The 26,890-nt window shown below is 65.7% G+C and carries 27 protein-coding genes, 2 tRNA genes, 1 other RNA gene and 1 pseudogene; 19 read left to right on the top strand and 12 right to left on the bottom strand.

Annotated features, from left to right (window positions below; genetic code table 11):
- Positions 1-684, bottom strand: a 684-nt coding sequence (tadA, locus tag QZ149_RS07140; RefSeq protein ID WP_291450646.1) for a tRNA adenosine(34) deaminase TadA, incomplete at its 3' end; no start/stop codon positions are given.
- Between the two features lie 183 nt (positions 685-867).
- On the opposite strand from tadA, the gene upp reads away from it, so the two are divergent.
- Both upp and QZ149_RS07130 read left to right on the top strand, forming a co-directional pair.
- Complete coding sequence (upp, locus tag QZ149_RS07135; RefSeq protein ID WP_291450645.1) at positions 868-1,506, top strand: uracil phosphoribosyltransferase; 639 nt, start codon at positions 868-870, stop codon at positions 1,504-1,506.
- Positions 1,507-1,737: 231 nt separating this feature from the next.
- A pseudogene (locus tag QZ149_RS07130) lies at positions 1,738-2,293 on the top strand (YagU family protein).
- A 132-nt stretch (positions 2,294-2,425) separates the two neighbouring features.
- Here QZ149_RS07130 and QZ149_RS07125 read toward each other — a convergent pair.
- The 5 genes from QZ149_RS07125 to QZ149_RS07105 form a co-directional block, all read right to left on the bottom strand.
- Positions 2,426-3,247 (bottom strand): MetQ/NlpA family ABC transporter substrate-binding protein, encoded by an 822-nt coding sequence (locus tag QZ149_RS07125; protein ID WP_291450644.1) that lies wholly within the window; start codon positions 3,245-3,247, stop codon positions 2,426-2,428.
- A gap of 91 nt (positions 3,248-3,338) precedes the next feature.
- Positions 3,339-4,085: a methionine ABC transporter permease gene (locus QZ149_RS07120; RefSeq protein ID WP_291450643.1), complete on the bottom strand. Its 747-nt coding sequence runs from the start codon at positions 4,083-4,085 to the stop codon at positions 3,339-3,341.
- Complete coding sequence (locus QZ149_RS07115) at positions 4,082-5,104, bottom strand: methionine ABC transporter ATP-binding protein (RefSeq protein WP_291450642.1); 1,023 nt, start codon at positions 5,102-5,104, stop codon at positions 4,082-4,084. Before QZ149_RS07115 ends, QZ149_RS07120 begins: the two co-directional genes overlap by 4 nt.
- A 151-nt stretch (positions 5,105-5,255) precedes the next feature.
- The gene (locus QZ149_RS07110) at positions 5,256-5,627 is read right to left on the bottom strand and encodes a CrcB family protein (protein WP_291450641.1); all 372 of its coding nucleotides are present in this window, start codon (positions 5,625-5,627) and stop codon (positions 5,256-5,258) included.
- Positions 5,624-6,103: a CrcB family protein gene (locus QZ149_RS07105; protein WP_291450640.1), complete on the bottom strand. Its 480-nt coding sequence runs from the start codon at positions 6,101-6,103 to the stop codon at positions 5,624-5,626. Before QZ149_RS07105 ends, QZ149_RS07110 begins: the two co-directional genes overlap by 4 nt.
- An 81-nt stretch (positions 6,104-6,184) precedes the next feature.
- On the opposite strand from QZ149_RS07105, the gene gluQRS reads away from it, so the two are divergent.
- Positions 6,185-7,087 (top strand): tRNA glutamyl-Q(34) synthetase GluQRS, encoded by a 903-nt coding sequence (gene gluQRS / locus QZ149_RS07100; RefSeq protein WP_291450639.1) that lies wholly within the window; start codon positions 6,185-6,187, stop codon positions 7,085-7,087.
- Positions 7,088-7,221: 134 nt separating this feature from the next.
- Here the strand turns inward: gluQRS and QZ149_RS07095 are convergent.
- Positions 7,222-7,294: transfer RNA gene (locus QZ149_RS07095), tRNA-Arg, on the bottom strand.
- 118 nt (positions 7,295-7,412) lie between these two features.
- Positions 7,413-7,508, bottom strand: an RNA gene (ffs, locus tag QZ149_RS07090) — signal recognition particle sRNA small type.
- Positions 7,509-7,718: 210 nt separating this feature from the next.
- On the opposite strand from ffs, the gene QZ149_RS07085 reads away from it, so the two are divergent.
- Positions 7,719-8,282 (top strand): YbaK/EbsC family protein, encoded by a 564-nt coding sequence (locus QZ149_RS07085; RefSeq protein ID WP_291450638.1) that lies wholly within the window; start codon positions 7,719-7,721, stop codon positions 8,280-8,282.
- Between the two features lie 353 nt (positions 8,283-8,635).
- Here QZ149_RS07085 and QZ149_RS07080 read toward each other — a convergent pair.
- Both QZ149_RS07080 and QZ149_RS07075 read right to left on the bottom strand, forming a co-directional pair.
- Positions 8,636-8,720, bottom strand: a tRNA-Ser gene (locus QZ149_RS07080).
- Positions 8,721-8,819: 99 nt separating this feature from the next.
- A complete protein-coding gene (locus QZ149_RS07075) occupies positions 8,820-9,317 on the bottom strand; it encodes a hypothetical protein (RefSeq protein WP_291450637.1) in 498 nt (165 codons plus the stop codon).
- A 158-nt stretch (positions 9,318-9,475) separates the two neighbouring features.
- Here QZ149_RS07075 and QZ149_RS07070 point away from each other — a divergent pair, with 158 nt between their 5' ends.
- Positions 9,476-10,849, top strand: a complete 1,374-nt coding sequence (locus tag QZ149_RS07070; RefSeq protein WP_291450636.1) for a solute carrier family 23 protein — start codon at positions 9,476-9,478, stop codon at positions 10,847-10,849.
- A 204-nt stretch (positions 10,850-11,053) separates the two neighbouring features.
- On the opposite strand, the gene QZ149_RS07065 is transcribed toward QZ149_RS07070, so the two are convergent.
- Positions 11,054-11,437, bottom strand: coding sequence for a DUF1304 domain-containing protein (locus tag QZ149_RS07065; RefSeq protein WP_291450635.1), 384 nt, complete (start codon positions 11,435-11,437; stop codon positions 11,054-11,056).
- A 201-nt stretch (positions 11,438-11,638) separates the two neighbouring features.
- On the bottom strand, positions 11,639-12,349 hold the full coding sequence (locus tag QZ149_RS07060) for an ion transporter (protein WP_291450634.1): 711 nt from the start codon (positions 12,347-12,349) through the stop codon (positions 11,639-11,641).
- A gap of 142 nt (positions 12,350-12,491) precedes the next feature.
- Here QZ149_RS07060 and QZ149_RS07055 point away from each other — a divergent pair, with 142 nt between their 5' ends.
- The 14 genes from QZ149_RS07055 (at position 12,492) to QZ149_RS06990 (ending at position 26,753) form a co-directional block, all read left to right on the top strand.
- Complete coding sequence (locus QZ149_RS07055) at positions 12,492-12,959, top strand: MarR family transcriptional regulator (RefSeq protein WP_291450633.1); 468 nt, start codon at positions 12,492-12,494, stop codon at positions 12,957-12,959.
- Positions 12,956-13,843, top strand: a complete 888-nt coding sequence (locus tag QZ149_RS07050) for an ATP-binding cassette domain-containing protein (protein WP_291450632.1) — start codon at positions 12,956-12,958, stop codon at positions 13,841-13,843. The genes QZ149_RS07055 and QZ149_RS07050 overlap by 4 nt, the downstream gene beginning before the upstream one ends.
- Positions 13,840-14,478 (top strand): ABC transporter permease subunit, encoded by a 639-nt coding sequence (locus QZ149_RS07045; protein WP_291450631.1) that lies wholly within the window; start codon positions 13,840-13,842, stop codon positions 14,476-14,478. Before QZ149_RS07050 ends, QZ149_RS07045 begins: the two co-directional genes overlap by 4 nt.
- Positions 14,475-15,170 (top strand): ABC transporter permease subunit, encoded by a 696-nt coding sequence (locus tag QZ149_RS07040; protein ID WP_291450630.1) that lies wholly within the window; start codon positions 14,475-14,477, stop codon positions 15,168-15,170. Before QZ149_RS07045 ends, QZ149_RS07040 begins: the two co-directional genes overlap by 4 nt.
- Positions 15,167-16,084, top strand: a complete 918-nt coding sequence (locus QZ149_RS07035) for an ABC transporter substrate-binding protein (RefSeq protein ID WP_291450629.1) — start codon at positions 15,167-15,169, stop codon at positions 16,082-16,084. The genes QZ149_RS07040 and QZ149_RS07035 overlap by 4 nt, the downstream gene beginning before the upstream one ends.
- 261 nt (positions 16,085-16,345) lie before the next feature.
- Positions 16,346-17,935: an ABC transporter substrate-binding protein gene (locus QZ149_RS07030; protein WP_291450628.1), complete on the top strand. Its 1,590-nt coding sequence runs from the start codon at positions 16,346-16,348 to the stop codon at positions 17,933-17,935.
- Positions 17,936-18,250: 315 nt separating this feature from the next.
- Complete coding sequence (locus tag QZ149_RS07025; protein ID WP_009648267.1) at positions 18,251-19,177, top strand: ABC transporter permease; 927 nt, start codon at positions 18,251-18,253, stop codon at positions 19,175-19,177.
- On the top strand, positions 19,170-20,141 hold the full coding sequence (locus QZ149_RS07020; RefSeq protein WP_291450627.1) for an ABC transporter permease: 972 nt from the start codon (positions 19,170-19,172) through the stop codon (positions 20,139-20,141). Before QZ149_RS07025 ends, QZ149_RS07020 begins: the two co-directional genes overlap by 8 nt.
- Positions 20,138-22,051, top strand: coding sequence for an ABC transporter ATP-binding protein (locus tag QZ149_RS07015; protein ID WP_291450626.1), 1,914 nt, complete (start codon positions 20,138-20,140; stop codon positions 22,049-22,051). The genes QZ149_RS07020 and QZ149_RS07015 overlap by 4 nt, the downstream gene beginning before the upstream one ends.
- Positions 22,052-22,871: 820 nt before the next feature.
- Entirely contained in the window at positions 22,872-23,594 is a 723-nt protein-coding gene (locus QZ149_RS07010; RefSeq protein ID WP_291450625.1) for an ABC transporter ATP-binding protein, read from the top strand.
- 202 nt (positions 23,595-23,796) lie between these two features.
- A complete protein-coding gene (locus tag QZ149_RS07005; protein WP_291450623.1) occupies positions 23,797-24,585 on the top strand; it encodes an ABC transporter permease in 789 nt (262 codons plus the stop codon).
- Positions 24,586-24,594: 9 nt separating this feature from the next.
- On the top strand, positions 24,595-25,698 hold the full coding sequence (locus QZ149_RS07000; RefSeq protein WP_291450622.1) for a histidine kinase: 1,104 nt from the start codon (positions 24,595-24,597) through the stop codon (positions 25,696-25,698).
- 169 nt (positions 25,699-25,867) lie between these two features.
- Positions 25,868-26,509: a response regulator transcription factor gene (locus QZ149_RS06995; protein WP_291450621.1), complete on the top strand. Its 642-nt coding sequence runs from the start codon at positions 25,868-25,870 to the stop codon at positions 26,507-26,509.
- A 40-nt stretch (positions 26,510-26,549) separates the two neighbouring features.
- On the top strand, positions 26,550-26,753 hold the full coding sequence (locus tag QZ149_RS06990) for a type II toxin-antitoxin system VapB family antitoxin (protein ID WP_291450620.1): 204 nt from the start codon (positions 26,550-26,552) through the stop codon (positions 26,751-26,753).
- Positions 26,754-26,890 lie beyond the last annotated feature (137 nt).

The raw sequence follows: 26,890 nt of genomic DNA, 5'->3' as shown, positions 1-26,890 counted from the left end.
GGGGGGAGGGACGACGACGGTCACGCCCGGGTAGACCTGGGCCTGCTTGTCGTAGCGCTCCGGGGACGGGGCCGGGGCGGGCTTGTTGGCGCGCGTACCCCTGGCGCGGGTCGGGGCGGGGACGGACTTGTTGGCACGCGCATCCTCGGCGGGAGGTAGGGCGGGGGCCGGGGCAGGCAGGTCACCGGGCTCGTGGACGGGGGCCTCAACGACGGGCATTTCGTTGGCGGCGCGCTGTCCGAGGAAGAAGGAGCGCAGCTGCATGGCTGCTTCCTGGGCGAGGACGCCGCCAATGACCTCGGTCGGGTGGGGTATACGGGCGTCGTGCAGGACATCGCGCAGGGAGCCGGCGGCACCAGCCTTGGGGTCCCAGGCACCGAAGACGACGCGGTCGACGCGCGAGGCCAGGATGGCACCCGCGCACATCGTGCAGGGTTCGAGAGTAACAATGAGGGTGCAACCAGTCAGGCGCCACGTGCCCAGGGCGCGGGCTGCTTCGCGCAGGGCGACGATCTCGGCGTGGCCCGTGGGATCGTGATGAGCCTCGCGACAGTTCCACCCTCGACCGATGATGTGGCCATCGGCGTCGACGACGACGGCACCGACGGGGACGTCTCCCGTTTCGCGGGCGCGATTGGCCAAGAAAAGGGCTTTGCCCATGGCCTCACGATACTGCTCATTCACTGACACCCTCTTAGCTTACCGGCCAAATCATCATTGAGGTAACCGGAGGTGCGGGGTCTCTGTGAGGCACGATTGGCCTCTGAGTTTGACAGATGGTCAGCACCTGCTGCGCACGGGCAGCCACGGCCTCGTGCCCGAAGCACCGGGGTGCGCACGCCCACGCGTACGAGGTAGCCTATAACCATGCGCCTCCACGTAGCTAATCACCCCCTGATCGCTCACAAGCTCACTGTTCTACGCGATCGCAACACGCCATCGGCGACGTTCCGCCAGCTCGTTGACGAGCTGGTCACTCTGCTTGCCTACGAGGCGACCCGCGAGGTCGCCGTGTCCGATACCCCAATCGAGACCCCCGTTGCGCCGACCACCGGCCTGACGCTGTCCGAGCCGCGCCCGATCGTCGTGCCCGTTCTGCGCGCTGGCCTGGGTATGCTCGAGGGCATGACCCGCCTGCTGCCCACCGCCGAGGTTGGCTTCCTGGGCATGCGTCGCGACGATAACACCCTCGAGATCGAGACCTACGCGAACCGCCTGCCGGACGACCTGTCGGGTCGCCAGTGCTTCGTGCTCGATCCAATGCTGGCCACGGGCCACACGATGGTCGCGGCGACGAACTATCTGTTTGAGCGCGGCGCGAAGGATGTTACCTGCGTGTGCATCCTGGCTGCCCCCGAGGGTGTCGCGACGCTTGAGGCCGCGATTGGTGATCGCGCCGACGTCAACGTCGTCGTCGCCGCTGTCGACGAGTGTCTCAACGAGAAGTCTTACATCGTGCCCGGCCTGGGCGACGCGGGTGACCGCCTGTACGGCATCGTCGACTGACGAGGCGTGCGTCGACCGCCGTTCAGGTCGATGCGACTCACGAACAACTCCGGGTGGGGGGAGGGACTTGGGTCCCTCCCCCCACCCGCATAATTCCGAGGTATCCCTTCCAAAAATTCGACCAGATTGGCTAGTTTTCGGTTGTTATCGCAGGTGGCGCACGACTGTGACCTTGAGCACTAAGTCACCAAAGCCCTCGAAACTTCAACAATCACGTCGGATGCTTGACACATGGCACTTATTCAGACCAATCCCAAGCGCCGCCGCTACGGCGTCGCAGCGCTCGCAGGTGTTCTCGGCGGTATCGTCTCCGCCATCGTAAAGTTCGGCTGGGAGGTGCCGCTACCTCCGCGCACTCCCGTCCGCAACGCGACCAACCCGCCGCAGCAACTGCTCCAGCAGCTGGGCGTCCCGGAGAGCGTCACCCACCTGTCCTACACCTACAACGGCAACGAGGGACTCCCCTGGGTCTCCTTCATCGTCCACTTCGCCTTCTCGATCGGCTTCGCGGTCATCTACTGCGTGCTGGCCGAACGCTTCCCCCAGATCAAGCTCTGGCAGGGCGCGGCCTTCGGCATTGTCGTCTACGTGGGATTCCACATCATCCTTATGCCGCTGATGGGCACCGTCCCGGCACCCTGGAACCAGCCCTTCGCGGAACATTTCTCCGAGTTCTTCGGCCCACATCATCTGGCTATGGGTCATCGAAGTCTTCCGCCGTGACCTGCGCAACCGCATCACGCACGAGCCGGACGCCGAGTTCCCGCTCGACACGCGCACCAAGTGAAGTACTTATAAATGGGTGGGCCCCGGAACCTCACGGTTCCGGGGCCCACCCATTAAACGCCACGGCCACGCGCGGTATTCGCTGGGCGGTCGACCCGCCGCACGCTCGCCGCTGCGCGCCCCGGCCTCGTTCTCAGAACGCCGGGATAACCGAGCCGTCGGGCCAGGTCTGCTCGATGTACTGCTTGACCTCGGGAGAGTGCAGGAGCTCCTCGAGCTTGGCGATGGCCTCGGCCTTGTTCGACCCGTCCTTCCACACGAGGACGTTCACGGCCGGGTTATCGACGGGAGACTCCACGACGAGCGCGTCGGAGGAGATGGACTTGCCGCCCTCCTGGGCGAAGTTACCGTTGATGACCGCGTAGTCGAAGTCATCGAGCGAGCGAACCAGCTGCGGGCCCTCGACCTCACGGAAATCGAAGTTCTTCAGCTTGGTGACGGTGTTGATGTTGACGTCGCCGTCACCCTCAGGGATGGACACGAGGCCCTGCGTGGCCAGGAGCTGGAGCGCACGCGACTGGTTGGAGGTGTCCGAAATGATGCCGATCGTGCCGCCATCGGGCAGCTCGTCGAGCGACTGGTGCTTGTTGGAGAAGATGCCGAGCGGCTCCAGGTGGATGCCCGCTCCCGCCTCGAAATCGTAGCCTGCCTGCTTCTCCGCGTTCTCCAGGAAGGGGACGGTCTGGTAGAAGTTAGCGTCAAGCTCGCCGTCGTTGAGGGCCGTATTGGGCTGGACGTAGTCGGTGTACTCGACGACCTCGAGCTTGATGCCCGCATCCGCGGCCAGGTTGTCGTTCACGTAGTTCAGGATCTTCGCGTGCGGCGAGGGGGTCGCGCCGACCTTCAGGGTGTTGACGTCGGAGGGGGTGGAGGAAGTGGAGCCGCCGGAACAGGCCGCCAGGCCCAGGGAGGCAACGGCCGCCAGGGCGAGGGCCGCGACAGAGCGATGACACATGATGCTTCTCTTTTCTGTGTTCTTCGATGGGATGGGACGAGGCCGGGGTGACCTCAGGTGGATGAGATGGTGCCCGCGGTTTCTCAGCTTCTCAGCGCGCGCGGTGGTCGAGACGACGCGAGATGAGGTCGCCGATCAGCTGGATGACCTGGACGATCACGATGATCGCGACGACGGTTGAGATCATGACGTCGTCCTGCCATCGGTTGTAGCCGTAGTTGATGGCCATCTGGCCCAGGCCGCCGCCGCCGACAGCACCCGCCATCGCGGAGTAGCCGATGAGGGTGATCGCCAGGGTCGTGATCGATTGGACGAGGGCGGGCATGGCCTCGCGGATGAGGACACCCCAGCGGATCTGACGGTTCGAGGCACCCATCATCTGGGCGGCCTCGACTTTGCCGGGGTCAACGGCCAGGAGGTTCGTCTCCACGAGTCGGGCGAAGAAGGGCGCGGAGAGGATGACGAGGGGCACGACGGTGGCCAGCGAGCCCGTGGACTTGCCGACGATCGCCTTCGTGACCGGGATCAGCATGATAATGCCGATGATGAAGGGCAAGGAGCGCACGATGTTGACGACGAAGGACACGGCCTGGTAGACACCCTTATTGGGGGTCAGGCCACCCTTGCCGGTCTGGACCAGGAGGAGGCCCAGCAGCGTGCCGATGATGACCGCGAAGAGCGTGGACAGGCCCGTCATCATGAGGGTTTCAAGGATCGCTGGGACAAACTTTTGGGTCAGTGCCGGGTTGTCAAACCACGTCGGGTCGCCCTTGCCTGTGGGCACGAGCGCCTGCGCGGCGGCCTGCGCGGTCGCACTCGCGAGATGTGCGGTGATCATTGGTCCCTCACTTCCGCATGGACGTTGTTCTTACGCAGCTGCTCGATGATCTTGTCAGCGTGGTAGGCGGGGACGGTCAGGGCCAGGCGACCGACCTGCACGGATCCGAGGGATTCGAAGGTTCCCGCGGTCACGTCCGCGCCCATGGACGAGGCTAGGCGCAGCACGGTCGCACCCGTGGGCACGCCCGGGTGCGAGGTGAAGACGACGTCGAGGAGGACGCTGTTCTTCGTGCGACCGTCAAGGGTGGCAGCACCCTCGGCGGTCGACTCCGAATCAACGAGCGGCATGGGAACCAGCTCGCGAGCAAGCGGGGTCTCCGAGTCGGCGACGACCTCTTCGAGGGTGCCGGTCTGCAGGACCTGGCCGTGGCCGAGAAGAGTCACGGAGTCGCAGATCTCGCGCACGACGGACATCTCGTGGGTGATGATGACGACGGTGACGCCGGCGACATCGCGGATCTCGCGCAGCAGCGAGAGGACCTGCGCGGTGGACTCGGTGTCAAGCGCGCTGGTCGGCTCGTCGCACAGGAGCACGGCGGGCTCATCGGCCAGGGCGCGGGCGATGCCGACGCGCTGACGCTGACCGCCGGACAGCTGGGATGGATAGGAGTCGCCGCGGCCCTCAAGGCCGACGAGCGTGAGGAGTTCCTCGACGCGCGCGCGGCGCTGTGCAGCGGGGACGCCCGCCAGCTTGAGGGGGTAGCCGATGTTCTCGGCGGCGGTGCGCGCGTCCAGAAGGTTCGCGGCCTGGAACACCATGCCGATACGGCGACGCGCGGCACGCAGTGGCTTGCCGGACAGGGCGGCCAGGTCGTGGCCGTCGACGACGATGTGTCCCTCGGTGGGCTTCTCGAGGGCTGTCAAACACCGGATGAGAGTGGACTTGCCCGCGCCGGATCGACCGACGATGCCGTGGATCGAGCCGCGGTCAACGTGCAGGTTCACCCCATCGAGTGCGACGACTTGGCCGCCGTTTTTCACGGGGTAGATCTTGGACACCCCGGTGAGGTCAATCATGAGCTTCTCCGTTACTGGGCCGTTTGGCCCGCACAATCAGCATATGGGGGCGTTGTACAGGCGCGCGCGGCATGTCGTTACAAAACTCCGTATCGTGGTTAAACCCTCACTGATCGGCCCACATAGTGGTTATAGTTACGCAGAAAACTCCCTATCCGGCGCAAGCAATGCCCGCCAGTGCCGCAGCCCACGAGGCCGCCCACGTTCCCAGCGCGAGGGCCAGCGCTCGGCCCCGGAAGCCGTCACCCCACAGGGTCACCGCGTCCAGGAGCGCCGTCGAAAACGTCGTGAAACCACCCAGGAAGCCCGTGGACACAGCGGGCATGAGCGCGCCCGGCACCAACTGGGTGGCCGCGCCGGCCAGGAAGCAGCCGATCACGTTCACGACGAAGATACCGAGCTTTGCGGCCGCCGGGTCATCCCACGACGACAGGGCGCGCTGCACGCCCCGGTCCAGCCAGAAGCGGGCGCACGCGCCCACACCACCCGCCAGGGCCACACCCAGGAAGGTCCCTCCCGTCATGCTCGGCCCTCCTCGTCATTGGCGGATGCCGCGGAGACCGTTGAGGCCGCTGACGGTTCGCACAGCCACTCCCCCATGCGTACACCCGCCCACGCGGAAGCTGCACCCAGGGCGAGGAGACCAAGGGACTGAGAGACGGCCTCGACAATTCCGTTGAGTGACGCGTACCCCACCGACGCGACGATGTACGTCCCGTACGTCGTGAACGCGCCCGCAAAACCGGTGCCGATCAGGAGCTTCCACGTCTTGAGTGACGCCGGATCGCCCACGCTGCGCGCCAGGCGTCCCGCCACCCATGCGGCCAGCGCGCCCAGCAGGAACGCTCCCACCACATTGACCGTCAGCGTCGACCACGACAGGAAGAGGCCGCGCACGGGAGACGCCTTCGCGACCTCATCCAGTCCCGCGCGTGCAGCCGTCCCAGCGACCCCGCCCACGAAGACCGCCAACCAGTCGGGCACTCGAAATTTCGTCATGTCCCCCACTGTACGCCCGTCGAGCTACCCGCCCGGGGAGGCGGATCCCGGGAGGCGGCCACGGCCTCGTACACTGGGCGTATGACGAACACCGGACGATTCGCGCCCTCCCCCACGGGCGACTTCCACCTGGGCAACCTGCGCACCGCGATCCTCGCGTGGGCGTGGGCGCGCACGACCGGGCGGCGTTTTGTCCTGCGTATCGAGGACATCGACCGAGAACGCGCGGGGTCCGCTCAGCGTCAGATCGAGGACCTGGAGGCGATCGGCGTCAACTGGGATGGCGAGCCGCTCATCCAGACAGGGCGGGCCGACGCGCACGAGGCCGCCCTGGCATCGCTGGCCACGCGCGGCCTCATTTTCGAGTGCTACTGCACCCGCCGTGACATCCGCGAGGCCGCCTCCGCGCCGCACGTGCCGCCCGGCCACTACCCGGGGACGTGCCTGTCGTTGAGCGAATCAGAGCGCGACGCTCTGGCCGCATTGGGGCGCGCACCCGCCCTGCGCCTGGCCGCCCCCTCACCCGAGTGGACCGTGTTCGACGAGCTGCACGGCTCCTACACCGGACCCGTCGACCACTTCGTCGTGCGCCGCGCGGACGGCGTGCCCGCCTACAACCTGGCGGCCGTCGTCGACGACGCCTACCAGGGCGTCGACCAGGTTGTACGCGGCTTCGACCTGCTCTCTCAGGCACCCGCGCAGGCCCAGCTCGCGCACCTGCTGGGCGCTCCCGAGCCGACATACGCGCACGTGCCCCTCGCGCTCGCACCCTCTGGAGCGCGCCTGGCCAAGCGCGACGGCGCGGTCACTCTCTCGGATTTACGAGGCCTGGGCTGGTCCACCGCGGACGTCGTGGCCTTCATTGGGTCTTCCCTGGGAGTACCCGGGGCACGTTGCGCCTCCGATATCGCAGATGCACTGGGGATTGAGGGGCTGCGTGCGCTGCCGACCGAGCCGTGGGTCGTGACGCCGCCAAGCGCGTGACGCGTCGCAGCGCGCTACCCCACCGGTCATGGCTATCGCCGCAGTGGTCGGCAGATATGAAAAAAGCACTCCCGCAGGAGTGCTTTCTAAAATGCAGAACCCCCACCGGTGGATCGCACCGAGGGGGGCCGCTGCGCGCCCGAAGGGACTCGAACCCCCAACCTTCTGAACCGTAATCAGATGCTCTATCCATTGAGCTACGGGCGCTTTGCCGTTTGGCTGAGCATAAGCTTACACGCTTCTCGCCGATATGCAAAATCAAATGATATGGCCTGAAGCACACTCTAGTTTTGCATCCTGTGGCCGACCGAAAACGAGCAGCATATACAGAGATCCTCCGCGCACCCGGCAGCGCACCCTTATCCTTGCTGCATTCCTGCCCTGGGGAGGTTCGGATGATACCGTCACGCGGAGGACCGGCCACCAGCATACACGTTTTCCGCCCCCGCGCGCAGCCGCTCCGCCACAAACACACACAAGCGCGCGAAATCATGGCAGAATCAGCCACCCTCAGGACGCCGCCGACTCGAGAGCGCACACCCGCCTGGCGTTCACGTAGCCCCGCTGTCACGTCGACTCACGCAGCGGCCCCCGACCGCGCGGCTGCGACGCGCGTCTTACGCTGGGAGGCATGAGCGACATCATCATTCCCGGCGTCGGCTCGCTGCAGCCGGCGCCCGCCTTGGATCATCTGGACCTGCTCGCGCCGCCGGTTGCGAGAGCACTCACCGCACTGGCCGAGCGCGGGGTTGCCACGGCCTCGTCGGCCCTCGCCGTCGCGATTGACCCGGAGCTGGCGGACACAGAGGTCATGACCCGCGAGTTCGGCATGGACCTGGCACTGTCGTCGAACTGCATCCTGGTGGCGGGCAAGCGCGCCGGCGAGGAACGAATCGCGGCGTGCGTTGTGCGCGCGACGACGAACGCGGACATCAATCACGTCGTGAAGAAGCGTCTCGATGTGCGCAAAGCGAGCTTCTGGCCGCAGGACCGCGCCGTCGAAGCGTCGGGCATGGAATACGGCGGGATCACACCGGTGGGCGTGCCCAGTTCATGGCGACTCCTCATCGATTCGGCGTGCGCGTCGGGCTGGAGCTGCATCGGCTCGGGTCTGCGTTGTTCGAAGCTTTTCGTGACGGGCGAGATCCTTTCCGCGCTCCCGGGAGCGGAGATCGTCGAGGGCCTCGGGATCTAAGCACGTCGGGTCGAGGCCTGAGGTCCACTCCACTCTCCCCCACCGTTTCACGCGCGTTTCACGGGGAACGAGGCCGGGGCGCGGCAAGGAAAGAACCGCACGATTGACGCTCGCCAGGGAACCCCCAAGGCCTGGCAGCAGTGCCCGCGGGCGGCGGCAGAGCCAGGCCACTCACAGCGACATGCCCCGCCCGATTGGAGGCCGCCGCGAGGCCTGCGGGGCCTGGCCAGTGCACACAGCACGACAAGCGTCACCGGTGCGACGGGCGCCGGAGGGTCCGACGTTGCCGGGAACACCTGCGGTGCCACAAGCAACAAAAACCCCGAAACCTCAATGGGTCCCGGGGTTAGCGGCGGAGGATGGGGGATTCGAACCCCCGAGGGCTTGCACCCAACACGCTTTCCAAGCGTGCGCCATAGGCCACTAGGCGAATCCTCCGTGCACATCGTGCCGGACAATCATAAGCAATAAACACCCCGCAGCGCCAATCCAAGCCAATGGGGCACGTCACAGCACGCCGAGTCACGCGCATTCCACCTACGCCAGTGAATACATAGCGAGTACGAAGAACACGACGAAGGCGTCGTAAATCAGCACGGCGAGCGCCTCGCGCGTGCCGATCCTCCCGGGGAGTTCCTGCGCTCTGATGAGGGCGATGATCGCCAGGACCACACTGATGATGAGCGGAATGCCCAACCCGGGGATGCTGAAGACCGCGAACCACAGGGAGGTGCGCGCCAGCGGGTTGGTGATTGGCTTGGGTGAGGTGTAGCCGCCGCCGGCGAACACTTCGTACGAGTCGACGTATTCGGTGCCGGGGAAGGGGGCGGTACCCGCGTTGGTCGCGTCGGGCGCGGCTGACATGTAGGCGTACGGGTCGACCTGGTCCGAAGAAAACGGCGAGGCCGGGTGTGAAGCGCCGGGATACGGGGTCGCGCCCGGGTATGAGGGCGTGGCCGGGTACGAGGCCGTGGCTGCCTTCCCCGAAGGCGCGCCGCTGGGGGCGGGGGTTGGGTAGGGTGCCTGTGCGCTCATGCGTCCACTATCGCATAACGAAAGGGGCGTCCACCACACTTTGTCGGCGCATGCGCGTTTTCAGCGTCAAAATGCGCAGGTCAGTAGCTGAACGCGCTACCCTGTTGTTCCGACCGGTACGGCCATCCCGCCCATCAACTGATCGGATTTGTACGCTTATGAGCGAAACGAAGACCTCGCTGTTCCGTTGGAAGCTTCACGGTAACGGCACGTCCATTAATCCAGGTGACGTCGTCCTCCCGGGTGAGCGACTGTCGTGGCCACGCACTATTGGCATTGGTGCCCAGCACGTGGTCGCAATGTTTGGTGCGACGTTCCTTGTTCCGTTGTTGACTGGTTTCCCGCCGTCAACAACGCTTTTTTTCACCGCGATCGGCACGCTGCTGTTTTTCCTGATTACGGCGGGTCGTCTGCCCTCGTACCTGGGGTCGTCCTTCGCGCTGATTGCGCCGATCCAGGCGGTGTCGGGGACCCTGGGTTCTTCCTACGCGCTCGGCGGCATCATCGCCGTGGGTGCGACGCTCACACTCGTCGGCCTGATCGTCCACTTCGCGGGCGTGCATTGGATTGACGCGGTGATGCCGCCGGTGGTGACGGGCGCGATCGTGGCGCTCATCGGCCTGAATCTGGCTCCCGCCGCATGGAACTGGGTGAAGCAGGGACCGATCACGGCTGTTGTGACGATTGTGTCGATCTGCCTTGTGACTGTTCTCTTTAAGGGTATTCTCGGCCGCCTCTCCATCCTGATCGGCGTGTTGATCGGCTACCTGGCTGCGATTATCCAGGGTCAGGTTGACTTCTCTAGCGTCGGTCAGGCCGCTTGGATTGGTTTCCCCGAGTTCCACACCCCGGCCTTCTCCGTCTCGCCCCTCGGCCTGTTCCTGCCGGTTGTGTTCATCCTGGTTGCTGAAAATGTCGGCCACGTGAAGTCCGTGTCCGCGATGACGGGCGAGAACATGGATGACCTGACGGGCCGCGCGCTGATGGCGGATGGCCTCTCAACGATGCTGGCCGGCAGCGGCGGCGGTTCGGGTACGACCACCTACGCGGAGAACATCGGCGTGATGGCGGCGACCCGCGTGTATTCGACGGCTGCGTACATCATTGCGGCTGCCGTTGCCCTGGTCCTGTCGATGCTGCCGAAGTTCGGTGCCCTGATCGCGACGATTCCCCCGGGCGTGCTCGGCGGCGCGGGCACGGTCCTGTACGGCATGATCGGCATGCTGGGCGTTCGCATCTGGGTGCAGAACCGCGTGGACTTTTCCAACCCGGTGAACCTGAACACCGCCGCGGTTGCTCTGATCGTCGCGATCGCGAACTTCACGTGGAACGTGGGCGGGATGTCCTTCGAGGGCATCGCTCTGGGCACTGCCTCGGCTCTGGTGATCTACCACGGCATGCGCCTGATTTCGAAGCTGCGCGGCACGAACCTGGAGGCGGCGACGCCCGCGTCCGCGCCATCGGGTTCGGAGCTGGAGGGTGAGGCGTACTCGAAGCGCCACCGCTCCCCCGCGCAGCGGGCTGACGCCTGATCTGACGCATTCATTGACGAGGCCGGGGTCCGGTCATTCTCTCACCGCGCGGTGGGAGCGTGGCTGAACCCCGGCCTCGTTTATCTTCCCAATTCCGCATGCAATTCCCCGACGACGCCGAGAGTCCGATCAGCGCAATACCTGGAATTTCAACGTTTTCAGACGTGCCCACAAAGTGACCGCCTGAGAATTGCATGCGACTTTTCAGAGGAGGGCAGCGACTCCGAGGGCTGCGACAGCGATGAGGGGCAGGAAACCCTGCTTGATCGCGGCGGAACGCTTGTCGGGGGATGTCACGAAAAGCAGGAGGGCGGCGGCAAGCATGGAGCCGACGCCAAAGAGCGCGAGGGTTAGGCCGACGGTCGGAGAGGCCAGGAAGTAGACGGCGATGCCCACGAATGCCTCAATGGCGAGGAAGAAGTTGTAGAAGCCCTGATTGAAGGCCATTTCCTTGGTTGCCTCGGCGGATTCGCGATCCATGCCGAAGACGGACAGGGCGCGCGTGGTCCACGCGAAGGACTCGATGTAGAAGATGAAAACGTGGAGGGCGGCGGCCAGGAGGGCTGCGATCATTCCGACGAGGAGCATGGGGCCTTTCAGCAACGCTTGATTAGTTATCCTTTAACCTACGCCCGATGCCGTCGAATCCTTGTCGGCAGGGCGGCACTTATGCTCACAACTGAAGGAGTGGCTCCTCACAGAGACGCGATATGACAACGATGCGACCTTCATTCTGCGCGCCCGCCGCGCCGAGCGCCGTCGGCCCCTCAGCGTTTCTTGCCCCAGCCCCTACCGCTCGTCGCCCGAGTCCCCCTCTCCGCGCAGTTCGTCGAGCATGCCCGCCGTAATAATGCCCGAGGGCAGCGCGACGACAGCGACGCCCATGAGCGAGGAGATCATGGCGATGGCGCGTCCCACGTCGGAGGAGGGGTAGAGGTCGCCGTAGCCGACGGTCGTGAGGGAGACGACAGCCCAGTAGACGGCATCGAAGAAGGTGTTGAAGGTTTCCGGTTCGACGTTGAAGATGACGAGGGCGCTGACGAGGATGTAGCAGATCGCCAGGCAGAGGACGGCGAGCAGGGCTTCCCACTGTTTCTCGAAGACGGCGGCGATGGCGGAGGCGCTCTTCGAGTAGCGAATGAGTTTGAAGGCGCGCAGGGCGCGGAAGAGGCGAAGGACTCGCAGCGTGCGCAGCGCGTCGTTGAGGGCGTTGAAGACGGGCAGGATCGACAGCAAATCGATGATCGCCATCGGCGTGAACGGGTAGATCACGAAAGACAGCGCCCCTTTTCGGAGCTTCAGGTCCGCCGTGACCCATCGGGCCAGGTATTCGACGATGAACACGAGGACGCACCCGTACTCGATTGTTTCGAGGATGGGGCTGGATTCTTTGAAGCACAGGGGCAGGAGGCTGGCGATGATAAGGACTGTCATGACGCGCCCGCACCACATCGCAAGGCCTTCATCGCCGTTTAACAGGTTGTAGAGCCGTTGTCGCACCTGCGACCTCCTCACTGCGCGCGCCCGCACCGTTGCCGACATAACGCACTGTACCACCGCGGTCACGCCGTACATACGAGTGACACATCCTCGACCTGACAGAAAGTAGACATAGAAATCATTTCCCCCTAGGATCATATACATGGCAACGAATACGTCATCCCTATTCACCGCCCTCGTGGGTGCGGAACTGCGGGTCTGGAACTCGCTCGAAGCCGCCCTCACGGAGGCCGGAAACCCCCTGTCACTGGGCCGCTTTCTGGTCCTACGCACGGTCCGAGACACCCGGGCCTGCCGCATACAGGAGGTGGCGGAGAGCCAGGGCATCACGCTGGGCGCAGCCTCGCGCCTCGTGGATCGTCTGCATCGTGACGGTCTGCTGCACCGCACGCCCTGCGAGCACGACCGCCGCGCCATCATCCTGACTGTGACGGACGCAGGCATCGACCACCTCGCGAGCGCAGAGACCATCGTCGCTGCCGAACAGGACCGCCTCTTCGCTCCCCTGTCCCCCAATCAGCGGGACAGTTTCGCCCGAGCCCTCACCCTCATTGCCGAGGCCTCGGACCCCACGCGCCGCAGCGCGGCAGCACGCAGGGGCCGCGCATGATTCGCTTCGACCACGTGTCCAAGACCTACCCGGGCGGCACGCAAGCCGTCGACGATTTTTCTCTCACCATCGAACAGGGATCAACGACCGTGTTCCTGGGCACATCGGGCTGCGGCAAGACGACGCTCATGCGGATGGTGAACGCGATGGTTACCCCGACCTCGGGCACGGTGTTCGTGCGCGACCAAGACGTGACGGGCGCGGACCCGGTGCGTCTGCGCCGCTCGATCGGTTACGTCCTACAGGAGGGCGGCCTGTTTCCGCATCGAAGCATCGCAGACAATATCGCGACCGTTCCACGTCTGGAGGGCGTCAACAAGGCAGAATCCCGCGAGCGCGCGCTCGAGCTCCTGACGCTGGTGGGCCTGGAGCGCGAGATGGCTGATCGCTACCCATCCCAGCTGTCGGGCGGGCAGCGCCAGCGCGTGGGCGTGGCCAGGGCGCTGGCGAACCGCGCGGATATCCTGCTGATGGATGAGCCGTTCGGGGCGCTGGACCCGATTGTGCGCGCGGACTTGCAGCGGGAGCTGAAGGAGATTCGGCGGGCGCTGGGAACGACGATCCTGTTCGTGACGCACGACGTGGATGAGGCGTTCACACTGGGCGACCAGGTCGCGGTTCTCTCCGCGGGCGGGTGCATCGAGCAGGTGGGCACCCCCGCCGAGCTGATCTCCTCCCCCGCGTCGCCTTTTGTCGCGGAGTTCGTGGGGGCCTCGCGGGCGGCGCGCCCGGTGCGCATTGCCGGGCCGGGCGGCCTGGTCCTCGACGAGGACGGGACGCCCGTGGGTTTGCTCGCACGCGACGGGGACGAGGCCTCGGCCGCGTCGGGCGTATCACCCACGCCGCGCGGGAGCGCCCGGCCCGTCGCCGGGGAGCGCTCGTGACCTGGCTGTCTTCGAATTGGGCGTTGATCGGGCAACTCACGCTCGCCCACCTGTGGATCGCCCTGCCGGTGATCGCGCTCTCGGTCGTGCTCTCGGTGCCTGTAGCACGTTGGGCGGCTTTTTCGCGCCGCGGCGGATGGGTTCTGTCGGCGCTGTCGGCACTGTACGCGGTGCCCTCGTTGCCGCTGCTGGTGGTTATTCCGGTGATCATTGGGGTGGCGCTACGTTCAAACGCGAACATGATCGCGGTGCTGACGCTGTACGGCGTGGCGGTGCTGGTGCGCCAGGTGGCTGAGGGTTTCCGCGCGATCCCGGGCGCGACCCTGCAGGCCGCGAACGCGTGCGGCTACTCGCTGCCGCGACGTTTCGTGGAGGTGGAGCTGCCCCTGGCGACGCCGGTGATCGTGGCGGGCACGCGCGTGGTCGCCACGTCCACGGTGTCGTTGGTGACGGTGGGCGCGTTTATCGGGGTGCGTTCGCTGGGCACGCTGTTCACGGATGGTTTTCAGCGCGGCATCACCGTCGAGGTCGTGGCTGGCTTGGTCGCGACGGTTCTTCTCGCGCTCACCATCGACGCGTTGGTACAGGTCATCGGCTGGGCGCTGACCCCGTGGGTCCGTCAGGAGCGCGCATGAGTATTTTCCTCGAAGCCCTGAGCTGGCTGGCTACCCCGGCGAATTGGCTGGGAGAGTCGGGGATTCTGACTCGCAGCGCCGAGCACCTGGGCCTCACCTTCCTGATCGTCATCCTCGCATCCCTCGTCGCACTGCCGCTGGGCACGGTGATCGGCCACACGGGCAGGGGCCGGTGGCTGGTGAGCGCGACGGGAGCGGCCCGCGCGGTCCCCACCCTCGGCGTGTTGACGCTTGCCGGACTGTGGTTGGGGATCGGGCTGGCGGCACCAACGCTGGCACTCCTAGTGCTGGCGATCCCACCGCTGCTGTCGGCGACCTATTCGGGGATCGCCTCGACGCCGCACCCGACCGTGGATGCGGCGCGAGCGATTGGACTCACGGAACCCCAGATCCTCGCGCAGGTGGAGTTCCCCCACGCGGCCGGCCTCATCGCGGCGGGCGTGCGCTCGGCAACCCTGCAGGTGATCGCGACGACCACCTTAGCGGCCTACACGGCGAACTACGGCCTGGGCCGTTTCCTGTACGCGGGCCTGAAGACCCGCGATTACGCGCAGATGATCGGCGGCGCGATCGTCGTGGTCGCCCTTGCGCTGGCAACCGACGCGCTCCTGGCGCTCATCGCCCGGCGGCTTCGGGACCGCACCCATTCTTTCGCTGACGAAGAGAACAACTCACTCAAGGAGTCACTATGAAACGCACAATGATCACAATGGCTGCCATCGCGGCCTCGACACTGGCTCTGGCCGCCTGCGGTTCGGCGGAGTCGATCAGCGGCAACGCCAGCGCAGAAGGCTCCAAGAGCGGCTCGACGACGCTCGTCGCGGGTTCGCAGGACTACTACTCGAACGAGATCGTTGCCGAGGTCTACGCCCAGGCCCTGGAGAACGCCGGGTACGCGGTGGACCGACAGATGCGGATCGGTCAGCGTGAGGTCTACATGCCCGAGATCGAGGCCGGCACAATCGACGTGTTCCCCGAGTACACGGGCAACCTGCTGCAATATCTCGATCAGAACGCGACCGCCCGTTCGACGGACGAGGTCTACGACGCGCTGACCACCCTCCTCCCACAGGGGCTGCGGGCCCTCGATCAGGCACCGGCGACCGACCAGGATTCCTACGTGGTGACGGCCGACTTCGCAGCTGAGCATTCGCTGTCGTCCATCGGGGATCTGGCCGGGGCAGGGCCGCTGACCCTGGGAGGAAATTCGGAGCTGGAGACGCGCCCGTACGGCCCGGCGGGACTCGCGCAGATCTATGGAGTGTCGGTCAATTTCACGCCGATTGAGGACTCGGGCGGCCCGCTCACCGTCAAGGCCCTGACAGACGGCGATATTCAGCTGGCAAACATCTATTCTTCGGATCCGGTGCTGGCCGACGGGTCGCTGACGGTCCTGAAGGACCCGCAGGGCCTGTTCCTGGCCTCGCACGTCGTGCCCCTCGCCTCGTCGCGAGTGGATGACAAAGCCGCCGGCGTCATCAATCGGGTGAGTGCTGCGCTGGAACCCTCGGACCTGGTCGAGATGAACCGCGCGTCTACGCAGGATCAGAAGTCGGCCTCGCAGATCGCGCGCGAGTGGCTGACCTCCAAGGGTCTGCTCTCCTGAGTCCTTTCTTATGGACGAGGCCGGGGCTGAGGATGGGTGATCGCGCTCCTCACCCCGGCCTCATCGATTGATTGTTTGGTCACAAAACAGCCCTTTTATGTGACTCACACCATTATTTGACCTTCTTTTTACGTTTGTAACCAAAATGTAATGCGCACATGATGGACAGCCACGGGATCTTCCACGTTCAACAAGCTACCCTCAGACCATGACCTAGGGCACCGCCCCACGGTCCCGTCCATCAACCAGGAGGAAGTAACCGTGAACCTGAAGAAGGCATGGCTCGCCATTCCCGTCGGCGCCGCACTCGCGCTGAGCGCCTGCTCTGGCGGCACCAACGCTAACGCTGTCGTCATGAACGGCTCCGAACCCCAGAACCCGCTCCTGCCGGGTATGACCAGCGAAAACGGCGGCGGCAAAATCCTGTCCGCAATGTTCAGCCAGCTCGTCCGCTACGACGTTGACGGCACCCCCGTCCTCGACGTCGCCGAGTCCATCGAACCCAACGAGGACAACACCCTCTGGACCGTCAAGCTCCACCAGGACCGCAAGTTCTCCGACGGCACCCCCGTCAAGGCTGAGAATTTCACCCGCGCATGGAAGCTCATCACCTCCCAGAACCAGACGCAGGCCTCCTTCTTCGACTCCTTCGAAGGCACCGACGAAGAGGACGCGGGCGACCTGTCCGGCGTCGAGGACGTCGACGACTACACCTTCACGATCAAGCTGAAGCAGCCCAGCTACGACCTCGTCAGCCGCCTCGGCTACACCGCCTACGCGCCGCTGCCCGACTCGACCCTCGACAACCCCGAGGCCGGCGGCCAGAAGCCGGTCGGCAACGGCCCCTACAAGCTCGCCTCCGACACCGCGTGGGAGCACAACGTCAAGGTGACCCTGGTCCCCAACGAGAACTACGTCGGGGACACCCCGGCACAGAACGAGGGCGTCGTCTTCAAGTTCTACCAGTCGATGGACGCCGCCTACAACGACCTCAAGGCCGGCAACGTGGACGTTCTGGACGCCATGCCCTCCTCGGCCATCGGCTCCTACCAGACCACCTTCGCGGACCGCTCCGTCAACATGCCCTACGCCGGCATCATGACGCTGACCATCCCGCAGTACCTGGATCACTTCTCCGGCGAGGAAGGCCAGCTGCGCCGCCAGGCCATCTCCATGGCCATCAACCGTGACGAGATCACCGATCAGATCTACTCGAAGACCCGCACCCCCGCCAAGGACTTCACCGCCCCCACCCTCAAGGGCTACTCCGAGAACCTGCCCGGCTCCGAGGTCCTGACCTACAACTCCGACAAGGCGAAGGAACTGTGGGCCCAGGCCGACGCCATCGCCCCGTGGGACGGCACCTTCGAGATCGCCTACAACTCCGACGGCGGCCACAAGGAATGGGTGGATGCTGCCGCGAACTCCATCAAGAACACGCTGAACATCAGCGCCGAGGGCAAGCCGATCGTCGACTTCAAGACCATGCTCCAGCAGGAGGACGAGAAGACCATCGGCGCAGCCTTCCGCTCGGGCTGGCAGGCCGACTACCCGTCGATCTACAACTTCCTGCAGCCGCTGTACGTGACCGGCGCAGCCTCCAACAAGGGCTTCTACTCCTCCTCGGAGTTCGACGGCCTGATCACCCAGGCCGCCGGTGCCGCCACGGAAGACGACGGCATCGCCATCATGCAGCAGGCCCAGGAACTCCTCCTCAAGGACCTGCCCGTCATCCCGCTGTGGTACTACAACGCCAACGGCGCATGGAACGACAAGGTCGACAATGTGAGCTTCGACTGGCACGGCCAGCCGATCGCCTACAAGATCACCAAGACGACCGCGAAGAAGTGAACTCCTAGGAGTTGACCTCTCGAGGGGGGCGGGTGGCTCAAGCCACCCGCCCCCCTCTCGCAACAAATAGCCCACCGACAGGCGAGCCGCGCACCCAACCCGACCCGGCCTCGTACATGCCCGCATCGTGGGCCACACTTTCGCCCACCAGCAGGGGGGAACACGCCTGATCCACCGGCCACATAACGAACCCCATACTTCATTTGCTCATTCTTTACCCTATGATGGGAGATATAGGCAGCCCCGCCCCCAGCGGGGCGTACGCTCGGGAGCGGCACCGCGCCCATCCCTCGACACGAATCTAAAGGATTGCCCATGCTCCGCTACATCGGACGGCGACTCCTCCAGACCATCCCGGTCTTTTTCGGAGCCACCTTTCTGATCTTCGCGATGGTCTACCTGATGCCAGGTGACCCCGTTGCCGCGCTCGGCGGCGACCGCGGCCTCACCGAGGCGGCCGCTGCGAAGATCCGCGCCGAGTACCACCTCGACCAACCTTTCTGGATGCAGTATCTGCTCTACCTCAAGGGTGTGTTCACCCTTGACTTCGGCAAATCCTTCAACCAGCAGCCCGTCATCGACGTCATGGCGCGGGCGTTCCCCGTCACGATGGCCCTCGCCATCTACGCCCTGGCCATCGAATCCATCTTCGGTATCACGCTGGGCACCATCGCCGGCGTGCGCCGCGGCGGCTGGTTCGATTCCACGATCCTCGTGTTCTCGCTCCTGCTGATCTCAGTGCCGACCTTCGTCCTCGGCTTCGTCCTACAGTTCCTCCTCGGCATCAAACTCGGGATCCTACCAGTCACAGCCAGCGTCTCCGTCGACTTCGCATCCCTCACCATGCCAGCCATGGTGCTCGGCGGCGTCTCCCTGGCCTACGTCATCCGACTGACCCGCCAGTCCGTCTCCGAGAACGTCTCCGCCGACTACGTGCGCACCGCACGCGCCAAGGGCCTGACCAACCGCGCCGTCATGTCGCGCCACATCCTGCGTAACTCCCTCATCCCCGTCGCCACCTTCCTCGGCGGCGACCTCGGTGCCCTCATGGGTGGCGCCATCATCACCGAGGGCATCTTCAACATCAACGGCGTCGGCGGCACGCTCTGGCAGGCCATCCGACTGGGCGAGGCCCCCACCGTCGTGTCCATCACGACCGTGCTCGTCCTCGTCTACATCCTGGCCAACCTTGTCGTTGACCTCCTCTACGCCGTGCTCGACCCGAGGATCCGCTATGAGTGACATCATCCCCTCCGCCAACATCGCCCGCACCCGCGCCGGGCAGGACCACTACGTCTCCGACATCGACGAGACCGGCCTCGGTGCCGTCGACGCAGTGCCCGACGAGGGCGCCCCCTCCTCGATGTGGGGCGAGGCCTGGAAGCGACTGCGCGTCCGCCCCCTCTTCTGGTTCGCGGCCATCATCATCTTCGTGGCCATCATGATCTCGCTCTTCCCCTCGCTGTTCACCAGCCAGGACCCGCGCTACTGCGAGCTCTCCCGCTCGCTCGGCGGCCCTGAGTTGTGGACCCACCCCTTCGGCTTCGACAAGCAGGGCTGCGACATCTACTCGCGCGTCATCTACGGCGCCCGCGCCTCCGTCTCCGTCGGCGTGCTCACCACAATCGCCGTCGTCATCATCGGCGGCACGATCGGTGCCATCGCCGGCTACGTCGGCGGCTGGATCGACGCCCTCCTCTCGCGTATCACCGACGTCTTCTTCGCGATCCCGCTGCTCCTCGCGGCCATCGTCTTCATGCAGATGTTCAAGGAATCCCGCTCCATCGCCATGGTCGTCATTGTCCTGTCAACCTTCGCGTGGACATCCATCGCGCGAATCACGCGAGGCTCCGTCATGAGCGCCAAGAACGAAGAATTCGTCACCGCCGCACGCGCCACCGGCGCCTCGCGCGGGCGCATCCTGATGAGCCACATCATCCCCAACTCGATGGCCCCCATCATCGTGTACGCGACCGTCGCGCTGGGCACCTTCATCGTGTCTGAGGCATCCCTGTCCTTCATGGGCATCGGCCTGCCGCCCACGATCGTCTCCTGGGGTGCCGACATCTCAACGGCCAAAGACCAGCTCAGCGACGCCCCCATGGTGCTCTTCTACCCGGCCGTCGCCCTGGCCCTGACTGTCCTCAGCTTCATCATGATGGGTGACGCCGTGCGCGAAGCCCTCGACCCGAAGGCACGCAAGTGAGCGAAACGAACAACCCCGCCCTCTCCGACAAGGAGATGGAAGAGATCGTCGAACGAGCCGTCGCCCCCAGCGCGGCCCCGGCCTCGTCCGACGTCCACCCGGACGACGAGCGCCCCCTGCTCAAGATCACAGACCTGGAAGTCACCTTCACCTCCTCGACCGGCGTCGTCCCCGCCGTGCGCGGCGCGAACCTGACCATCTACCCCGGTCAGACCGTCGCCATCGTCGGCGAGTCCGGCTCCGGCAAGTCCACGACCGCCGCCGCCGTCATCGGCCTGCTGCCCGGCACCGGCAAGGTCGCGGGCGGCACCATCGAGTTCGACGGCCAGGACATCACCAACCTGACCGCCAACCAGTGGGTGGAGCTGCGCGGATCCGGCATCGGCCTCGTCCCCCAGGACCCCATGAGTAACCTGAACCCCGTGCTCCGCGTGGGCTACCAGGTCAAGGAGGCCCTGCTCGCAAACAACGTCGTGCCCAAGAGCGAGGTCGGCGAACGCGTCAGCCAGCTCCTCGAGGAAGCCGGCCTGCCCGACGCCGAACGCCGCGCCAAGCAGTATCCGCACGAGTTCTCCGGCGGCATGCGCCAGCGCGCCCTCATCGCCATCGGCATGGCCGCGCACCCCAAGCTGCTGATCGCCGACGAACCCACCTCCGCCCTGGACGTCACCGTCCAGCGCCGCATCCTCGACCACCTCGGCAAGCTGACCGCCGAAATGGGCACCGCCGTGCTGTTCATTACGCACGACCTCGGCCTGGCAGCCGAACGCGCCGAGCAGCTCGTCGTCATGCACCGCGGCCGCATCGTCGAATCCGGCCCCGCCCTGGAGATCCTCCAGCACCCTCAGCACCCCTACACGAAGCGCCTCGTCTCAGCCGCGCCCTCCCTCGCCTCGGCCCGCATCGAATCCGCCCACAAGCAGGGCATCTCGGTCACCGAAGAGGAACTCACAGGTGCCGGCAAGGGCGCGACCTCCACGGAAGCAATCATCCGCGTCGAAGGCCTCACCAAGGAATTCGACATCCGTGGTGCCAAGAAGGGCAACGACACCTTCCTGGCCGTCGACAACGTGTCCTTCGAGCTGCGTCGCGGCACGACCCTCGCGGTCGTCGGCGAATCCGGCTCCGGCAAGTCGACCGCCGCGAACATGATCCTCCAACTCCTCGAACCCACCGCCGGCAAGATCTTCTTCGACGGCAAGGACACCTCGACGATGACACGCACGGAACTATTCCAGCTGCGTCGCCGCCTCCAGGCCGTGTTCCAGAACCCCTACGGGTCCCTGGATCCGATGTACTCGATCTTCCGCCTGATCGAGGAGCCACTGAAGATCCACGGCTACGGCACCCTGGCGTACGCCAAGCAGGAGATCGCGCGCGCACAAGCGACCGGCCGCGAACCCGAAGAGTGGATGACGAAGCTCGTCGAAGCCTCCGACGGAAAGCGCACACTAACCGCCGCCGAAAAGCGCGAACTCAACCCGAAGAAGCTGCGCATCGAACGCGCCGCCGAGCTGCTCGACATGGTAGCCCTGCCGCGCAGCGCCATGCGCCGCTACCCGAACGAACTCTCCGGCGGCCAGCGCCAGCGCGTGGCCGTAGCCCGCGCCCTCGCGCTCAACCCGGAGGTCATCGTCCTGGACGAGGCCGTGTCCGCGCTCGACGTGCTTGTGCAGAACCAGATCCTGTACCTGCTCAACGACCTGCAGGCACAGCTGGGCCTGTCCTACCTGTTCATCACGCACGACCTGGCAGTCGTCCGCCAGATCGCCGACGACGTCATCGTCATGGAGAAGGGCAAGCTCGTCGAGGCCAACACCACCGACGAACTGTTCAACAACCCCGTCGAGGACTACACGCGCGAGCTGATCGAGGCCGTCCCCGGCCGCAACATCCAGCTCAACCTGTAAGCAACTGCCGCACGTGAGTGTGGGGCCCGAGGCGCTGCGGCGCTTCGGGCCCCTGCTGTTTCTCGCGTGCCCCACGGCTGTTCCGGGCTGCTGTGCGTGCCCGTGGGGCCGGGCTGCTGTGCGTGCCCGTGGGCGGCGGCCCGCCCGCTCGCCGTCCGCGCCGCGAGCCTTCGGCTCGGCGCGTCGTCTCGAAGCCCGGCCAGGCCCCGCCGCCGCCCACGGGCACCGCAGCCAGGCCCACCAATTCCTCCGGCACCCTCCACACCAGTGGGGTTCGTCGTTACTGTGCGTATCCCATCCAGGTCCCGCCGCCGCCCACGGGCACCGCAGCCAGGCCCTTCCGATTTGTCCATGCTCTCCACACCGGTGGCGGTGGGATTTTACAGAATGAGGAGATGGCTGCCGACGTGTCGGGGTTCTAATGATGCAACATTCCCGTTTGGTGGCGGTGAAGCCACGACTTGAGGCGGTGTGGTGCTCAAAGTGCAGACCACCTCGGTGAAAAACGCTGAAAATGGGCTGTTGAGGGCGAGGTGGTCTGCGTTTTGGGCGTAATAGCCTCTTGTTATGGTGTATTGCTCGCACATGCACCCGTAATTGAGAGCCTAAACCCGCTATATCGCACGCAAACCCGCTAGTTGGAGTGTGGGCGGGGCTGCCCAGGCACGTATTAGCCGGTTAACGTGCGGATTAGCAGGCCCACGTGCGTATTAGAGGGCCCGCGTACGAGTTACAGGCCCACACCCCTGACATTTGTCATGGCTCCTCCTGCATCAAAGGACACTTCCCGCCCCATTAATACGAGCGCAGACTGGGAGTCATGAACACGAACACAACGCCCGCCCTTCAGGCGACGAACATCCACCAGTCTTTCGGCCACGTCGACGCGCTGCGCGGCGTGAACCTCACCCTCATGCCCGGCGAGATCGTGGCGCTCCTCGGAGTCAACGGTGCTGGCAAGAGCACATTCCTGGACATCGTCCTCGGCCTGACCACCCCCACGCAGGGCGACATCAGCGTCTACGGCATGAGCCCACGCGAGGCCGTGCGCCGCTCCCTCGTGAGCGCGATGCTCCAGACCGGATCGATGCCACGCGACGGGAAGGTCCGCAACACGATCGACCTGGTTGCCGCCATGCACGCCAACCCGATCCCCACCGATGAGCTCCTGGAGCACGCGAACCTGACGAAGCTCGCCAAGCGCCCGCTCAACAAGCTATCCGGCGGCGAGCGCCAGCGGGTGCGCCTCGCCCTCGCACTGGCCGGCAACCCGGATTTCCTGATCCTCGACGAGCCGACCGCAGGCATGGACGCGCTGGCCCGCCGCGCTTTCTGGGAGACGATGCGCGCCGAGGCCGCGGAGGGCCGCACGCTCCTCTTCGCCACGCACTACCTGACCGAGGCACGCAAGGACGCCGACCGCATCGTCATCATCGACGCCGGAAAGGTCCTCCTGGACGCACCCACCGAGCAGGTCGTCGCCGACAACGAGGACCTCGAAGACGTCTTTGAGCGCATCACCTCCCACGCGGACGCCGAGTGAGCGCTCGGGGTCACGTGCCCCGAAAAACCGCCACCGCCCCGAAGCCAACCGTGCGCGACGGGCAGCCGAGACACGAGAACCCAGCCCAGACCTCGTCCCCACGGGCGTCCAAGGCCCGCGCGAGACAGGCCCGGCGCCGTCCCGAGGCCGACACCAAGGCCCCCACCCCACGACCCCAGATACGACACACGAAGAAGGAATCATGACCACCCATACACCCTCGCGAGCCACCGACCGACCGATCCCCTCCCCCTTCACGGGCGCGGGGAAGCTGTGGCGCGCGACGTTCCTGTCCCACATCCTTAACCCGTGGAACATGGCGTTTGCAGTGCTCCTGCCCATGTTCATGTACGCGATGTTCGGCATGACGGACGTTGCGCGCGCGACCCAGACCGGGCGCGGGAACCTGGCGGCCGCGATGATCGCGATGATGACCACGTACGGCGTCATCCTGGTCGGCGGATCCCTCGGCGCAACGCTGTCCGTCGAGCGTACGACCGGCATCTCGCGCATGTACGCGCTGACCCCCATCCAGCCGTGGGTGATCCTGCTGGTACGCCTAAGCGCGCTCGTGGCGCTGAGCGCGTTCATCACGCTCATCACCTTCAGCTTTGGCCTGGCCACGGGCGCAGAAATGACCGCCGGCGCGTGGGCGGCCAGCGCCGCAGTGGTCATCGCACTGTCGGCCCTGGGTGCGCTCATTGGCTTGGCCTGCGGCTACACGATCAAGGGCGAGAACGCCTACAGCGCCTCCGCGTTCGTCATGCTGATGGGTGCCTTCGTGTCCGGCATGTTCATCCCGCTGGACCAGCTGCCGCCCTTCGTCGCGCAGATCGCGCCGTTCACGCCCCTGTACGGTGCCGTCCAGGCGATCTACGCGGTCGCCGGAACCGTGACGATGCCGACCGCCGCGTGGCTCAACATCGCCGGGTGGGCGGTCGTCACGGCGGGCATCGCCTGGTGGGGCGCGTCTCACGACACGGATCGCTAGGCTAGTGTCATGAAGGAGCGCTTGATCTCCCTAGCGTGGGCGGCCCCGTGGATGCTGTTCATGGGGTTCCCCCTCGCCTATGCCCTGGAACTGACGGATCCGGCCCAGCGCGCGGGCCTCATCGGACTATGTGCCCTTCTCGCGGTCGTTAACTCGGCGACGTGGCTGACCAATCCCCTGCCTGCGCGTAACTCCTTCACGAGGCCGTTCATCCTCTCCCACGCGGCGCTGGTGGCCGCGACGGTTGCCTACCTCGTGTATGCGGTCTCCCTCGACACCCCTCACGCGTTCATGCTGACGTCGTATCTGCTGGTCGCGTGGGTGTTCCAGGCACCGGGTAGATTCATCATCGCGGGTCTCGTGCCGGTGACCGCTATCGCGGGCGTGGCCGGCTACGCGCAGGGTGAGCCCTTGTGGATGGGCTGGTACCTGGTGTTGCTGTGTGTCTTCGTGGGGGTGGCCCGCTGGCGCATGGAGCGTTCGGCCCGCGAGCACCTGCGCCGCCAGGACGCGATCCAGCGGGCGAAGGCGGCGGAGCGGGCTCGCCTGAGCACGGATCTGCACGACATCCTCGGGCATTCGTTGACGGGGATCACGATGGTATCCGAGCTGGCAGGTCGCCTCCTGGAGGCGGGGCGCGTGGAGGAAGCGCGTGAGCAGATTCGCGCGGTCACCGTGCAGTCGAACGAGGCCTTGGCTGACGTTCGCCGCATCGTGGCGGCAACGCGGGCGCTGTCCCCGGGAGAGGAGCTTGAGGAGGCCCGCTCGCTTCTGGAGGTTGCGCGCATCGACGCCGAGATCACGAATGAGGGCGAGCCGCCGTCAGGTCCTCGTTCGACCGCCGCCGCCCACGTGATCCGCGAGGGTGTCACGAACGCGATCCTGCACGCACGCCCCTCGTGGGTTCGCGTCCGTCTCTCTCCGGACGGCGTCACCGTCACGAACGACGGATACACGGCCGCTTACGCCGCGTCGAGCGCGGGGTCGGGGGCGGGCCTGGCGGGCCTGTCCGAGCTGGTCGGCGACGAGGGCACACTCACGTGGGGCACGTCGGGTTCCACGTGGACGCTCGCTCTGTCCTTCGATTCCAAATCCGCCGCCCACTCGTCCTGACGTTGCGGGGCAGGCGTCCCTCATCGACGAGGCCGTGGCCCCCTCCCTGAGCACCGCGCGATCCCGGGAGGGCGAGTCGGCCTCGTCCTGAGGGGTGAGCCGATCAGAGAAACGAGCCTCTTACCTGCGTTAGCCTTGTACCCCAGGCACAGAGATACAGGAGGGTGACGTGACGATTCGGGTGCTCGTGGCCGACGACCAGGCGATGATTCGCGGGGCGCTGGCGGGGCTGCTGGACCTGGAGCGCGACATTGAGGTCGTCGCGCAGGCTGCAGACGGCGCGCAAGCTCTGGAAGAGCTGGGACGCCTGGCGGACTCGTCCGGCCCGACCTGCGCGAATGCCCCCGCCGACGTCGCGATCATTGACATCGAAATGCCGCGCATGGACGGCATCACGGCAACTCAGGCGATCCGCGCTCGTTTCCCGGGCGTGCGGGTGCTGATCGTGACGACGTTTGGACGCCCGGGGTACCTGCAGCGCGCCCTCGACGCGGGTGCCACGGGCTTTATGGTGAAGGACGCACCGGTTGAGACCCTGGCCGACGGTGTGCGCACGGTAGCCGCGGGCGGACGCGCGATTGATCAGAGCCTGGCGCTCGAGGCCCTCTCGACGGGGTCTTCGCCCCTGACGGAGCGCGAGGCCGACGTTTTGCGCGAGGTCGAGGGCGGCGGCACCATCGCCGACATCGCCCGCTCCCTGCACCTGAGCCAGGGCACGGTGCGCAACCACGTGTCTTCGTCGATGCTGAAGATGGACGCGCGCACCCGCGCCGAGGCCGCGTCCCTGGCGCGTGCGGCCGGCTGGCTGTAGGCAGGCCGCGCAGGTGGTATCAGAGTGATACCGTGTCGATATGGCAATGACACTCCGACTCGACGAGGAACACGCACGCAAGCTCGACGAGCTCGCCCAGCGTTCCGGCACGTCCAAACACGATGCAGTGCTGCGCGCCATCGACGAGGAGTTCAACCGCATGACCCACCACCAGCGCGTCACCGACGCACTCAACCAAACCGTTGAGCGCTGGGGGGACGCACTTGAGCGACTCGGCCAGTAACACCATGCCGTGCGAGTTTCTCTCGCTTGAGGACCTCCTGGACATCGTGTCCGCGCGACGTTATCGGAATGGACGACTACGTACCCATGAAGCGCGAGTTGCGCGCGAACAGGGGCAGGAGCCGCACGCCCAGGTAG

The sequence above is a fragment of the Actinomyces sp. ICM47 genome, from assembly GCF_905369875.1.
Classification (GTDB): domain Bacteria; phylum Actinomycetota; class Actinomycetes; order Actinomycetales; family Actinomycetaceae; genus Pauljensenia.
Note: the sequence above shows the minus strand (reverse complement) of the source record. Positions and strands in the feature narration are given on the sequence as shown.

What these genes read in the sequence shown, in the direction of transcription:
- upp (WP_291450645.1), top strand. Translation starts at nt 868, where the DNA reads ATGCGCCTCCACGTAGCTAATCACCCCCTGATCGCTCACAAGCTCACT.
- QZ149_RS07125 (WP_291450644.1), bottom strand. Translation starts at nt 3,247, where the DNA reads ATGTGTCATCGCTCTGTCGCGGCCCTCGCCCTGGCGGCCGTTGCCTCC.
- QZ149_RS07120 (WP_291450643.1), bottom strand. Translation starts at nt 4,085, where the DNA reads ATGATCACCGCACATCTCGCGAGTGCGACCGCGCAGGCCGCCGCGCAG.
- QZ149_RS07115 (WP_291450642.1), bottom strand. Translation starts at nt 5,104, where the DNA reads ATGATTGACCTCACCGGGGTGTCCAAGATCTACCCCGTGAAAAACGGC.
- QZ149_RS07110 (WP_291450641.1), bottom strand. Translation starts at nt 5,627, where the DNA reads ATGACGGGAGGGACCTTCCTGGGTGTGGCCCTGGCGGGTGGTGTGGGC.
- QZ149_RS07105 (WP_291450640.1), bottom strand. Translation starts at nt 6,103, where the DNA reads ATGACGAAATTTCGAGTGCCCGACTGGTTGGCGGTCTTCGTGGGCGGG.
- gluQRS (WP_291450639.1), top strand. Translation starts at nt 6,185, where the DNA reads ATGACGAACACCGGACGATTCGCGCCCTCCCCCACGGGCGACTTCCAC.
- QZ149_RS07085 (WP_291450638.1), top strand. Translation starts at nt 7,719, where the DNA reads ATGAGCGACATCATCATTCCCGGCGTCGGCTCGCTGCAGCCGGCGCCC.
- QZ149_RS07075 (WP_291450637.1), bottom strand. Translation starts at nt 9,317, where the DNA reads ATGAGCGCACAGGCACCCTACCCAACCCCCGCCCCCAGCGGCGCGCCT.
- QZ149_RS07070 (WP_291450636.1), top strand. Translation starts at nt 9,476, where the DNA reads ATGAGCGAAACGAAGACCTCGCTGTTCCGTTGGAAGCTTCACGGTAAC.
- QZ149_RS07065 (WP_291450635.1), bottom strand. Translation starts at nt 11,437, where the DNA reads ATGCTCCTCGTCGGAATGATCGCAGCCCTCCTGGCCGCCGCCCTCCAC.
- QZ149_RS07055 (WP_291450633.1), top strand. Translation starts at nt 12,492, where the DNA reads ATGGCAACGAATACGTCATCCCTATTCACCGCCCTCGTGGGTGCGGAA.
- QZ149_RS07050 (WP_291450632.1), top strand. Translation starts at nt 12,956, where the DNA reads ATGATTCGCTTCGACCACGTGTCCAAGACCTACCCGGGCGGCACGCAA.
- QZ149_RS07040 (WP_291450630.1), top strand. Translation starts at nt 14,475, where the DNA reads ATGAGTATTTTCCTCGAAGCCCTGAGCTGGCTGGCTACCCCGGCGAAT.
- QZ149_RS07035 (WP_291450629.1), top strand. Translation starts at nt 15,167, where the DNA reads ATGAAACGCACAATGATCACAATGGCTGCCATCGCGGCCTCGACACTG.
- QZ149_RS07025 (WP_009648267.1), top strand. Translation starts at nt 18,251, where the DNA reads ATGCTCCGCTACATCGGACGGCGACTCCTCCAGACCATCCCGGTCTTT.
- QZ149_RS07020 (WP_291450627.1), top strand. Translation starts at nt 19,170, where the DNA reads ATGAGTGACATCATCCCCTCCGCCAACATCGCCCGCACCCGCGCCGGG.
- QZ149_RS07010 (WP_291450625.1), top strand. Translation starts at nt 22,872, where the DNA reads ATGAACACGAACACAACGCCCGCCCTTCAGGCGACGAACATCCACCAG.
- QZ149_RS07005 (WP_291450623.1), top strand. Translation starts at nt 23,797, where the DNA reads ATGACCACCCATACACCCTCGCGAGCCACCGACCGACCGATCCCCTCC.
- QZ149_RS07000 (WP_291450622.1), top strand. Translation starts at nt 24,595, where the DNA reads ATGAAGGAGCGCTTGATCTCCCTAGCGTGGGCGGCCCCGTGGATGCTG.
- QZ149_RS06990 (WP_291450620.1), top strand. Translation starts at nt 26,550, where the DNA reads ATGGCAATGACACTCCGACTCGACGAGGAACACGCACGCAAGCTCGAC.